Here is a 12,697-nt window from a genome sequence, read left to right on the forward strand (position 1 = left end):
GGGTCAGCCCTTTGGTCAAGGGCGGAGACGTTACGAGAAGGAGCGACGATGTCCCAGACGACGACATTTTCCGGTCGCAGGCGGGTGCGCAAGGTTTTCGGGTCAATTCCCGAAGTCGCGCAGATGCCCAATCTCATCGAGGTGCAGAAGGCCTCCTACGATCAGTTCCTGATGGTGGAGGAGCCGGAAGGCGGGCGTCCCGATGAGGGATTGCAGGCGGTGTTCAAGTCGGTGTTTCCAATCACCGACTTCTCGGGTCAGGCAATGCTGGAATTCGTCAAGTACGAATTCGAAGCGCCGAAATTCGACGTCGACGAATGCCGTCAGCGTGATCTCACCTTCGCCGCGCCGCTGAAGGTGACGCTGCGCCTGATCGTCTTCGATATCGACGAGGACACCCAGTCCAAGTCGATCAAGGACATCAAGGAGCAGGACGTCTATATGGGCGACATGCCGCTCATGACGATGAACGGCACCTTTATCGTCAACGGCACCGAGCGCGTCATCGTCTCGCAGATGCACCGCTCGCCGGGCGTGTTCTTCGATCACGACAAGGGCAAATCGCACTCGTCGGGCAAGCTGTTGTTTGCCGCTCGCGTCATTCCCTATCGCGGCTCCTGGCTCGACATCGAATTCGACGCCAAGGACGTTGTCCATGCGCGGATCGACCGTCGCCGCAAGATCCCGGTGACGAGCCTTCTGATGGCGCTCGGCATGGATGGCGAAGAGATCCTGTCGACGTTCTACAACGTGCTTGAGCTGAAGAAGGACAAGAACGGCTGGCGGATGCCGTTCTCGGTCGACCGCGTGCGCGGGCAGAACGCGGTGGTCGATCTGGTCGACGCCGATTCCGGCGAAGTGCTGGTCGAGGCCGGCAAGAAGGTCACCGCCCGTCAGGCGCGGCAGATGCAGGAAAAGGGCGTCAAGGCCCTGCGCGCCACCGAGGAAGATCTCTACGGCTACTATCTCGCCGAGGACATCGTGAACTTCGCCACCGGCGAAGTCTATCTGGAGGCCGGCGACGAAATCGACGAGAAGACCCTCAAGGTCCTTATCGACGCGGGCTATGACGAGATCTCGGTGCTCGACATCGATCACGTCAATGTCGGCGGCTACATCCGCAACACGCTCGCCGCCGACAAGAACGAGACGCGCCAGGACGCGCTGTTCGACATCTATCGGGTGATGCGTCCGGGCGAGCCGCCGACGATGGAAACCGCCGAGGCGATGTTCCAGTCGCTGTTCTTCGATGCCGAGCGCTACGACCTTTCGGCCGTCGGCCGCGTCAAGATGAACATGCGTCTCGAGGTCAATGCCGAGGACACCGTCCGGGTGCTGCGCAAGGAGGACATCGTCGCCGTGGTGCGCACGCTGGTCGACCTGCGCGACGGCCGCGGCGAGATCGACGACATCGACAATCTCGGCAACCGCCGGGTGCGCTCGGTCGGTGAGCTGATGGAGAACCAGTACCGCGTCGGTCTGCTCCGCATGGAGCGGGCGATCAAGGAGCGCATGTCCTCGGTCGAAGTCGATACGGTCATGCCGCAGGATCTGATCAACGCCAAGCCGGCGGCCGCCGCCGTGCGTGAGTTCTTCGGTTCCTCGCAGCTCTCGCAGTTCATGGACCAGACCAACCCGCTGTCGGAGATCACCCACAAGCGTCGCCTGTCGGCGCTTGGACCGGGCGGTCTGACCCGTGAGCGCGCCGGCTTCGAGGTGCGCGACGTCCACCCGACCCATTACGGCCGTATCTGTCCGATCGAGACGCCGGAAGGCCCGAATATCGGTCTGATCAACTCGCTGGCCACTTTTGCGCGCGTCAACAAATACGGCTTCATCGAAAGCCCGTATCGGCGGGTGATCGACGGCAAGGTGACGAGCGAAGTCGTCTATCTGTCGGCGATGGAGGAGTCCAAGCACCACGTTGCCCAGGCGAACGCGCTGCTCAACGACGACGCCACGTTCCAGAACGAGTTCGTGGTCTGCCGCCATCAGGGCGACGTCTTCATGACGCCGCGCGAGAACGTCGATCTCATGGACGTCTCGCCGAAGCAGCTCGTCTCGGTCGCCGCGGCGCTGATCCCGTTCCTGGAAAACGACGACGCCAACCGCGCGCTGATGGGCTCGAACATGCAGCGTCAGGCCGTGCCGCTGGTGCGCGCCGAAGCGCCCTTCGTCGGCACCGGCATGGAGCCGGTGGTGGCGCGCGATTCCGGCGCCGCGATCGGTGCGAGGCGCACGGGCATCGTCGACCAGGTCGACGCGACCCGTATCGTCATTCGCGCGACCGAGGATCTCGAGGCCGGCAAGTCCGGCGTCGACATCTACCGGCTGATGAAGTTCCAGCGTTCGAACCAGAACACCTGCATCAACCAGCGTCCGCTGGTCGCCGTCGGTGACCGGGTGAACAAGGGCGACATCATCGCCGATGGTCCGTCGACCGATCTCGGCGATCTGGCGCTTGGCCGCAACGTCCTCGTCGCGTTCATGCCGTGGAACGGCTACAACTACGAGGACTCGATCCTGCTTTCGGAGCGGATTGTCGCCGACGACGTCTTCACCTCGATCCATATCGAGGAGTTCGAGGTGATGGCGCGCGACACCAAGCTCGGACCGGAAGAGATCACCCGCGACATTCCGAACGTTTCGGAAGAAGCGCTGAAGAATCTCGACGAGGCGGGTATCGTCTATATCGGCGCGGAAGTGCAGCCGGGCGACATCCTGGTCGGCAAGATCACGCCGAAGGGCGAAAGCCCGATGACGCCGGAGGAAAAGCTCCTGCGCGCGATCTTCGGCGAAAAGGCCTCGGATGTGCGCGACACCTCCAGCCGGATGCCTCCCGGCACCTACGGCACGGTCGTCGAAGTGCGCGTCTTCAACCGCCACGGCGTCGAGAAGGACGAGCGCGCCATGGCGATCGAGCGCGAGGAGATCGAGCGGCTCGCCAAGGACCGTGACGACGAGCAGGCGATCCTCGATCGCAACGTCTACGGCCGTCTGGTCGAGATGCTCGACGGCAAGGACGCGATCGCCGGCCCGAAGGGCTTTAGGAAGGGCTCGCCGCTCTCGGCCGAGGTGATGAACGAATATTCCCGCTCGCAGTGGTGGATGTTCGCCGTTGAGGATGAGAAGCTCCAGGCCGAGCTCGAAGACCTGCGCAATGTCTACGATGAAGCCAAGAAGACGCTCGAGCAGCGCTTCATGGACAAGGTCGAGAAGGTCCAGCGCGGCGACGAGCTGCCCCCGGGCGTCATGAAGCAGGTGAAGGTCTTCGTCGCCGTCAAGCGCAAGATCCAGCCGGGCGACAAGATGGCCGGCCGTCATGGCAACAAGGGTGTCGTGTCGCGCATCGTGCCGGTCGAGGACATGCCGTTCACCGAGGACGGCACCCATGTCGACATCGTGCTCAATCCGCTGGGCGTGCCCTCGCGCATGAATGTCGGGCAGATCCTCGAGACGCATCTCGGCTGGGCCTGTGCCGGCATGGGCAAGCGTATCGGTGAGATGATGGAGGCTTATCGCGAGAACCACGACGTCGCGCCGTTGCGCAATCAGATCGCGGGTCTGCTCGGCGATAACGACCGCAACGAGCCGGTGAAGTCCTACGATGACGACAGCGTCGTCACGCTCGCCAAGCAGATGACCAAGGGCGTGTCGATCGCGACCCCGGTCTTCGACGGGGCGAACGAGAAGGACATCGTCGAGTGGCTGGAGAAGGCCGGGCTGAACGGCTCGGGCCAGGTGACGCTCTATGACGGGCGCACCGGCGAGGCCTTCGATCGTCAGGTGACCGTCGGCTACATCTACATGCTGAAGCTGCATCACCTGGTCGACGACAAGATCCATGCCCGCTCGATCGGCCCGTACTCGCTGGTCACCCAGCAGCCGCTCGGCGGTAAGGCGCAGTTCGGCGGTCAGCGCTTCGGCGAGATGGAGGTCTGGGCTCTGGAAGCGTATGGCGCGGCCTACACGCTGCAGGAGATGCTGACGGTGAAGTCGGACGACGTCGCCGGCCGGACCAAGGTCTACGAGTCGATCGTGCGCGGCGACGATGCTTTCGAGTCGGGCATTCCGGAGAGCTTCAACGTTCTCGTCAAGGAAATGCGCTCGCTCGGCCTCGACGTCGACCTGCAGAACTCGGCGGCCGAATTGCCGGCCCCGACGCCCGGCACCGACCTGCCGGACGCGGCCGAGTAAGGCAACCATACCCTGCGAGGGCCGTCCCTGAGGCGGACGGCCCGAACCGGCGTTTGAAGCCCCGCCGGTTCGAATTGCGAGGATGATTTCAGCGGCAGGCGTCCCCACCGCCGCGATTCAGGAGCGACACGCTCCAGAAGGAGAAAGCCATGAACCAAGAGGTCATGAACATCTTCAACCCGCAGGCTGCGGCGCAGACGTTCGACTCCATCCGGATCTCGCTGGCGAGCCCGGAAAAGATCCTCTCCTGGTCCTTCGGCGAGATCAAGAAGCCGGAAACGATCAACTACCGGACCTTCAAGCCGGAGCGCGACGGTCTGTTCTGCGCCCGTATCTTTGGCCCGATCAAGGACTACGAGTGTTTGTGCGGCAAGTACAAGCGGATGAAGTACAAGGGCATCATCTGCGAAAAGTGCGGCGTCGAGGTCACCCTGTCGCGCGTGCGCCGCGAGCGCATGGGCCACATCGAACTGGCCGCGCCGGTCGCCCATATCTGGTTCCTGAAGTCGCTGCCGAGCCGCATCGGCACGCTGCTCGACATGACCCTCAAGGACATCGAGCGGGTTCTCTATTTCGAGAACTACATCGTCACCGAGCCGGGTCTGACCTCGCTGAAGGAGCATCAGCTCCTGACCGAGGAAGAGTACATGATCGCCGTCGACGAGTTCGGCGAGGATTCGTTCACGGCGCTGATCGGCGCCGAGGCGATCCAGGATCTGCTCGCCTCGATGGATCTCGAAAAGATCGCCGGCGATCTGCGTGAAGAGCTCGCGACGACCACGTCGGAGCTCAAGACGAAGAAGCTGATGAAGCGGCTGAAGATCGTCGAGAACTTCCTGGAATCCGGCAACCGGCCGGAATGGATGATCATGTCGGTCGTTCCGGTGATCCCGCCGGATCTGCGTCCGCTGGTGCCGCTGGATGGCGGCCGCTTCGCGACGTCCGACCTCAACGACCTCTACCGCCGCGTCATCAACCGCAACAACCGTCTGAAGCGGCTGATCGAGCTGCGCGCGCCGGGCATCATTATCCGCAACGAGAAGCGGATGCTGCAGGAGGCCGTCGACGCGCTGTTCGACAACGGCCGCCGCGGCCGCGTCATCACCGGCGCCAACAAGCGCCCGCTGAAGTCGCTGTCCGACATGTTGAAGGGCAAGCAGGGCCGCTTCCGCCAGAACCTGCTCGGCAAGCGCGTCGACTACTCCGGCCGTTCGGTCATCGTGACCGGTCCGGAGCTGAAGCTGCATCAGTGCGGCCTGCCGAAAAAGATGGCGCTGGAGCTGTTCAAGCCGTTCATCTACGCCCGCCTCGACGCCAAGGGCTTTTCCTCGACGGTGAAGCAGGCCAAGAAGCTGGTCGAGAAGGAGCGTCCGGAGGTCTGGGACATCCTCGACGAGGTGATCCGCGAACATCCGGTGCTGCTCAACCGTGCGCCGACGCTGCATCGTCTCGGCATCCAGGCTTTCGAGCCGGTGCTGATCGAGGGCAAGGCGATCCAGCTGCATCCGCTGGTCTGCACGGCCTTCAACGCCGACTTCGACGGTGACCAGATGGCGGTCCACGTGCCGTTGTCGATCGAGGCGCAGCTCGAAGCCCGCGTCCTGATGATGTCGACCAACAACATCCTGCATCCGGCGAACGGCGCGCCGATCATCGTGCCGTCGCAGGACATGGTGCTCGGCCTCTACTACCTGTCGATCATGAACGAGAACGAGCCGGGCGAGGGCATGGCCTTCTCCGACATGGGCGAGCTCGATCATGCGCTGGCGTCGAAGTCGGTGACCATGCATTCGAAAATCCGTGGTCGCTTCAAGACCGTTGACGCCGAGGGCAACCCGGTGTCGGCGATTCACGAAACGACGCCGGGCCGGATGATGATCGGCGAGCTTTTGCCGAAGAACCACATGATCCCCTTCGACATCTGCAATCAGCTGATGACGAAGAAGAACATCTCCAAGATGATCGACACGGTGTATCGCCACTGCGGTCAAAAGGAGACGGTGATCTTCTGCGACCGGATCATGCAGCTCGGCTTCCGCAACGCTTGCGTCGCCGGCATCTCCTTTGGCAAGGACGACATGGTCATCCCGGATACCAAGCCGAAGCTGATCGCCGAGACCCAGGCGCTCGCCAAGGAATACGAGCAGCAGTACAATGACGGCCTGATCACCCAGGGCGAGAAGTACAACAAGGTCGTCGACGCCTGGGCCAAGTGCACGGACAAGATCGCCGACGAGATGATGGGCCGCATCAAGGCGGTGGAGTTCGACGACAACGGCCGTCAGAAGCCGATGAACTCGATCTATATGATGTCGCATTCCGGTGCTCGTGGGTCTCCGACCCAGATGCGTCAGCTGGCGGCGATGCGCGGCCTGATGACCAAGCCGTCGGGCGAGATCATCGAGACGCCGATCATCTCGAACTTCAAGGAAGGCCTGACGGTTCTCGAGTACTTCAACTCGACCCATGGCGCCCGCAAGGGCCTGGCCGACACCGCCTTGAAGACGGCGAACTCGGGCTATCTGACCCGTCGTCTCGTCGACGTCGCGCAGGACTGCATCATCACGCAGGTCGACTGCGGGACCGAGAACGGCCTGACCATGCAGCCGATCGTGGATGCCGGCCAGGTCGTCGCGACGCTCGGCCAGCGGATTCTCGGCCGCACCGCGCTGGAGGACATCCTGCATCCGCAGAGCGGCGAGGTGCTGGTTCCGGCGGGCCGGATGATCGAGGAGCCGGATGTCGAGACGATCGAGAAGGCCGGCATCCAGTCGGTCAAGATCCGCTCGGCGCTGACCTGCGAGATCCGCACCGGCATCTGCGCCACCTGCTACGGGCGCGATCTGGCCCGCGGCACGCCCGTCAATATGGGTGAGGCCGTCGGCGTCATCGCGGCGCAGTCGATCGGCGAGCCGGGCACCCAGCTGACCATGCGCACCTTCCACATGGGCGGCACCGCGCAGGTGGTCGACAGCTCGTTCCTGGAGGCCTCCTACGAGGGCACCGTCAAGATCCGTAACCGCAACGTGGTGCGCGATTCCGACGGCAAGCTGGTGGCGATGGGCCGCAACATGGCTATCCTGATCCTCGATCAGAGTGGCAAGGAGCGCGCCTCGCACCGCCTCACCTACGGCTCGCGGATCTATGTCGACGACGGCGATCAGGTGCGGCGCGGTCAGCGTATCGCCGAGTGGGATCCGTACACCCGTCCGGTTCTCACCGAGCTCGAAGGCACGATCGACTTCGAGGACATGGTGGACGGCGTCTCGGTGTCGGAGCAGACCGACGAGTCGACCGGCATCACCAAGCGTGCGGTCATCGACTGGCGGGCGAGCCCGCGCGGGCAGGATCTCAAGCCCGCGATCATCATCAAGGGCGACAACGGCGAGATCCTGAAGCTGGCGCGTGGTTCCGACGCCCGCTACTTCCAGTCGGTGGACGCCATCCTCTCGGTCGAGCCGGGTCAGCGGGTGAAGGCCGGCGACGTCCTGTCGCGCATTCCGATGGAAAGCGCCAAGACCAAGGACATCACCGGTGGTCTGCCGCGCGTCGCGGAACTGTTCGAGGCCCGCAAGCCGAAGGACAATGCGATCATCTCGGAGATCGACGGCACGGTGAAGTTCGGCCGTGACTACAAGAACAAGCGCCGCATCATCGTCGAACCGCATGAGGATGGCCTCGAGCCTGTCGAATACCTGATCCCGAAGGGCAAGCCCTTCCACCTTCAGGAAGGCGACATGATCGAAAAGGGCGACTACATCCTCGACGGCAATCCTGCGCCGCACGACATTCTGGCGATCCGGGGCGTCGAGGCCCTGGCATCCTATCTCGTCAACGAGATCCAGGAAGTCTACCGGCTGCAGGGCGTGTTGATCAACGATAAGCATATCGAGGTCATCGTCCGGCAGATGCTGCAGAAGGTGGAGATCGAGGAATCGGGCGATTCCGGCTACATCCCGGGCGACCATGTCGACCGGATCGAGCTTGCCGAGATCAACGAGCGTCTCGTCGACGAGGGCAAGAAGCCGGCCTCCGGCAGCCCGGTCCTCCTCGGTATCACCAAGGCCTCGCTGCAGACGCCGTCCTTCATCTCGGCGGCATCGTTCCAGGAGACCACCCGCGTCCTCACCGAGGCGGCGGTCGCCGGCAAGATGGACACGCTGCAGGGCCTGAAGGAGAACGTCATCGTCGGCCGCCTCATCCCGGCGGGCACCGGCGGCATGATGACCCAGATGCGCCGCATTGCCGGTTCGCGCGACGATCTCATCCTCGAGGATCGCCGCAAGGCGACGAATGTCGCGGAGACCGACCGGATGTTGACCTCGGTGGACAACGCCGCTCAATAAGCGCGTCGTCGCCGTACCAACGCGAAGATCACTAGCAAAGGGCCGTTTCCGCAAGGAAGCGGCCCTTTGCTATGCAGGCAGAATGACGGATGAGGATGAGGAAACGGGCGGCGATGGGGGGCGGCGGCGAAGACGCAACGAGACAAGACACCGCGATCGTGGCGGTTCGTTCAAGTGATCTGCCGGCGTTGCTGGCGCTGAACAACGCCCATGCGGCCGAGCTGTCTCTTCTCGACGCGGATGGGTTCGCTCGCCTCATCGCATCGGCGGCTCACGCCCGCCAAAGTGCCGACGCCAGCGCCTTCGTTGTCGCCTTCGACGAGCGTGCCGATTACGGCAGCGTGAACTATCTGTGGTTCAAGACCCGCTACGAGCGATTCCTTTATGTCGACCGGGCGGTCGTCGCGCCGAGCGCGCGGGGGCGGGAGCTGGCGCACGCGCTCTACGACACGGTCTTCGCCGTTGCCGATTCTCTCCAAAGCGGCCCGGTCGTCTGCGAAATTAATGTCGAGCCGCCGAATCTCGCCTCCCAGCGCTTCCACGAGGCCTGCGGATTTCGTGCCGTGGGGGGCGCGGCCCTGCCAGGCGGACGGAAGATGGTCGCCTATTACGAGCACACGCGTTCGCGCATGGCAGATCGGCGCCCCGAAAGTTGAAACAACCCGGAAATGCGGTCCGAACCGCTTGACGGGACGAGTCCGAGCGTTTAGGTACGCGTCCAACAAAGCCGATGTGAGGCCGATTCATTCCTGTCGACGCCAAGTCCGGGATACAGCCGCCTCAAACAAGGCTTCGTTCAACGAGACGTCACTCTCTGGCGCATGACCGTTCGCGGTCCTCTGCTTGTCGCCGGGCAGTCCGCAGGAAAAGCGGATCGATGCCCGGTTTTGCGCATAACGCGGTTCGCCGCGTTCTGTGCGGGTGCGGTTCGTTATGAACTTGGGACTGGAAGTTTTAGAGGAAGGTTGGATGCCGACCATCAACCAATTGATCCGGAAACCGCGGGTGCGTCCCACCGAGCGCAACACGGTCCCGGCTCTCGAGGCCAACCCGCAGAAGCGCGGCGTGTGCACGCGCGTCTACACGACCACGCCGAAGAAGCCGAACTCGGCGCTTCGTAAGGTCGCCAAGGTGCGTCTCGTCAACGGCTACGAAGTCATTGGCTACATTCCGGGTGAGGGCCATAACCTTCAGGAGCACTCCGTGGTGATGATCCGCGGTGGCCGCGTGAAGGACCTTCCGGGTGTTCGCTATCACATCATTCGCGGCGTGCTCGATACGCAGGGCGTGAAGAACCGTAAGCAGCGGCGTTCAAAGTACGGCGCCAAGCGTCCGAAGTAATCGACCCGCGATCAGTTGAAGAGACAATAGAATGTCCCGTCGTCACAGAGCCGAAAAGCGTGAGATCAACCCGGACCCGAAGTTCGGCGATCTCGTCGTGTCGAAGTTCATGAACGCCGTGATGTACGACGGCAAGAAGTCGGTGGCCGAGCGCATCGTCTATGGCGCCTTCGACGTCGTGCATGAAAAGACCCGTCAGGATTCGGTGGTGGTCTTCCATCAGGCGCTGGAAAATATCGCGCCTCACGTCGAGGTTCGGTCTCGCCGCGTCGGCGGTGCGACCTACCAGGTTCCGGTCGATGTTCGTCCGGAGCGTCGTCAGGCTCTCGCGATCCGCTGGTTGATTTCCGCGGCTCGCAATCGCAATGAAACCACGATGGTCGATCGCCTGTCGGGCGAGTTGATGGATGCCGCGAACAATCGTGGCTCGGCCGTCAAGAAGCGCGAAGATACGCACCGGATGGCTGAAGCCAACCGCGCCTTCTCGCACTATCGCTGGTAATTCTGGCTTCCTTCTGAAAGGCGACGCCCGATGGCACGCGAATATAAGATCGAAGACTACCGCAATTTCGGCATCATGGCCCACATCGATGCCGGCAAGACCACGACGACCGAGCGGATTCTCTTCTACACCGGCAAGTCCCACAAGATCGGCGAAGTCCATGACGGCGCCGCGACGATGGACTGGATGGAGCAGGAGCAGGAGCGCGGCATCACCATCACGTCGGCGGCCACGACGACGTTCTGGCAGGGGCGTGACGGCAAGAAGCGTCGCTTCAATATCATCGATACCCCCGGCCACGTCGACTTCACCATCGAAGTCGAGCGTTCGCTGCGCGTGCTCGACGGTGCGATCGCGCTGCTCGACGCCAATGCCGGTGTCGAGCCGCAGACCGAGACCGTGTGGCGTCAGGCGGACAAGTACAAAGTCCCGCGGATGATCTTCGTCAACAAGATGGACAAGATCGGCGCGGACTTCTTCCGCTGCGTGGAGATGATTAAGACCCGCCTCGGCGCGCGTCCGATCGTCGTCCAGCTGCCGATCGGCGCCGAGAGCGAGCTCAAGGGCGTCGTCGATCTGATCGAGATGAAGGCGCTGATCTGGCGCGACGAGACCCTCGGCGCCCAGTGGGACGTCGTCGAGATCCCCGAGGATCTTCAGGCCCAGGCCGAAGAATATCGTGAGATGATGATCGAGGCGGCTGTCGAGATCGACGAGCCGGCTATGGAGAAGTATCTCGAAGGCGAGATGCCCTCCAATGACGAACTGCGCCGCCTGATCCGCAAGGGCACCTGCGACGTCTGGTTCACGCCAGTTCTGTGCGGCTCGGCCTTCAAGAACAAGGGCGTGCAGCCGCTGCTCGACGCCGTCGTCGACTTCCTGCCGTCGCCGGTTGAAGTCGCCGCGATCAAGGGCATCGACCCGAAGACCGAGGGCGAGACCGTTCGCAAGTCGTCGGACGAAGAGCCGCTGTCGATGCTTGCCTTCAAGATCATGAACGACCCGTTCGTCGGTTCGCTCACCTTCGCCCGCATCTACTCCGGCGTTCTGAGCAAGGGCACCTCGCTTCAGAACACCGTCAAGGAGAAGAAGGAGCGCATCGGCCGCATGCTGCAGATGCACTCCAACTCGCGTGAAGACATCGAAGAGGCTTATGCCGGCGACATCGTCGCTCTGGCCGGCCTCAAAGAGACCACGACGGGCGATACGCTCTGTGATCCGCTGAAGCCGGTCATCCTGGAGCGCATGGAATTCCCTGATCCGGTCATCGAGATCGCGATCGAGCCGAAGACCAAGTCGGACCAGGAAAAGATGGGCCTCGCCCTCAACCGTCTCGCGGCCGAGGATCCGTCTTTCCGCGTCAAGACCGACGAGGAAAGCGGCCAGACGATCATCGCCGGCATGGGCGAGCTTCATCTCGACATTCTCGTCGATCGCATGAAGCGCGAGTTCAAGGTCGAGGCGAATGTCGGTGCGCCGCAGGTGGCGTATCGTGAGACGATCACCCGCCGCGCGGAGGTCGACTACACCCATAAGAAGCAGACCGGCGGTACCGGTCAGTTCGCGCGCGTCAAGATGACCTTCGAGCCGGCCGATATCGGTGAGGGCTTCTCCTTCGCCTCCAAGATCGTCGGTGGTTCGGTTCCGAAGGAATACATCCCGGGCGTCGAGAAGGGCATCCAGTCCGTGATGACCTCCGGTCCGCTCGCCGGCTTCCCGATGGTTGACATCAAGGCGGAGTTGATCGACGGCGCCTTCCACGATGTCGACTCGTCGGTTCTCGCCTTCGAAATCGCGGCGCGTGCAGGTTTCCGCGAGGCCATCCAGAAGGCTGGTCCGCGGCTGCTCGAGCCGGTGATGAAGGTCGAGGTGGTCACGCCGGAAGATTACGTCGGCGACGTTATCGGCGATCTGAACTCCCGCCGGGGTCAGATCCAGGGCACCGAGCCGCGGGGCATTGCCCAAGTGGTCAACGCCTTCGTTCCGCTGGCCAATATGTTCGGCTACGTCAACACGCTGCGGTCGATGTCCCAGGGGCGCGCCCAGTACACCATGATCTTCGACCACTACGAGCCGGTTCCGAACCAGGTCGCGGAAGAGATCCAGAAGAAATACGCCTGAGACCCTCACGGTTGAATTGGTTCGGCTCTTTTGAAGAGCCCAGATGAGATAGATGGAGTGCCACGATGGCCAAGAGCAAATTCGAGCGTACGAAGCCGCATGTGAACATCGGCACGATCGGTCACGTTGACCACGGCAAGACGTCGCTGACGGCGGCGATCACGAAGTACTTCGGCGAGTTCCGGGCTTA

At 62.8% G+C, this 12,697-nt stretch carries 7 protein-coding genes; all 7 read left to right on the forward strand.

All coding sequences use genetic code 11. The features are described 5' to 3' along the window. The first annotated feature begins 48 nt into the window (after positions 1 to 48). The gene (rpoB, locus tag J1C48_RS04715; RefSeq protein ID WP_207256557.1) at positions 49 to 4,197 is read left to right on the forward strand and encodes a DNA-directed RNA polymerase subunit beta; all 4,149 of its coding nucleotides are present in this window, start codon (positions 49 to 51) and stop codon (positions 4,195 to 4,197) included. Positions 4,198 to 4,346: 149 nt separating this feature from the next. After that, a complete protein-coding gene (gene rpoC, locus J1C48_RS04720; protein ID WP_207256559.1) occupies positions 4,347 to 8,543 on the forward strand; it encodes a DNA-directed RNA polymerase subunit beta' in 4,197 nt (1,398 codons plus the stop codon). Between the two features lie 158 nt (positions 8,544 to 8,701). Beyond that, positions 8,702 to 9,199, forward strand: a complete 498-nt coding sequence (locus tag J1C48_RS04725) for a GNAT family N-acetyltransferase (protein ID WP_231081577.1) — start codon at positions 8,702 to 8,704, stop codon at positions 9,197 to 9,199. A 313-nt stretch (positions 9,200 to 9,512) separates the two neighbouring features. Beyond that, entirely contained in the window at positions 9,513 to 9,884 is a 372-nt protein-coding gene (rpsL, locus tag J1C48_RS04730) for a 30S ribosomal protein S12 (protein ID WP_084409349.1), read from the forward strand. A 31-nt stretch (positions 9,885 to 9,915) separates the two neighbouring features. Further along, positions 9,916 to 10,386, forward strand: coding sequence for a 30S ribosomal protein S7 (rpsG, locus tag J1C48_RS04735; protein ID WP_207256564.1), 471 nt, complete (start codon positions 9,916 to 9,918; stop codon positions 10,384 to 10,386). Positions 10,387 to 10,416: 30 nt separating this feature from the next. Next, positions 10,417 to 12,507: an elongation factor G gene (gene fusA / locus J1C48_RS04740; protein WP_207256566.1), complete on the forward strand. Its 2,091-nt coding sequence runs from the start codon at positions 10,417 to 10,419 to the stop codon at positions 12,505 to 12,507. Positions 12,508 to 12,572: 65 nt separating this feature from the next. Then, positions 12,573 to 12,697 (forward strand): GTP-binding protein (locus J1C48_RS04745; RefSeq protein WP_231081591.1); only part of this gene is annotated, 125 nt, incomplete at its 3' end.

Source organism: Jiella flava, from assembly GCF_017349315.1.
Classification (GTDB): domain Bacteria; phylum Pseudomonadota; class Alphaproteobacteria; order Rhizobiales; family Rhizobiaceae; genus Jiella; species Jiella flava.

Coding starts and splice junctions, on each gene's coding strand:
- rpoB (WP_207256557.1), top strand. CDS start 49: ATGTCCCAGACGACGACATTTTCCGGTCGCAGGCGGGTGCGCAAGGTT.
- rpoC (WP_207256559.1), top strand. CDS start 4,347: ATGAACCAAGAGGTCATGAACATCTTCAACCCGCAGGCTGCGGCGCAG.
- rpsL (WP_084409349.1), top strand. CDS start 9,513: ATGCCGACCATCAACCAATTGATCCGGAAACCGCGGGTGCGTCCCACC.
- rpsG (WP_207256564.1), top strand. CDS start 9,916: ATGTCCCGTCGTCACAGAGCCGAAAAGCGTGAGATCAACCCGGACCCG.
- fusA (WP_207256566.1), top strand. CDS start 10,417: ATGGCACGCGAATATAAGATCGAAGACTACCGCAATTTCGGCATCATG.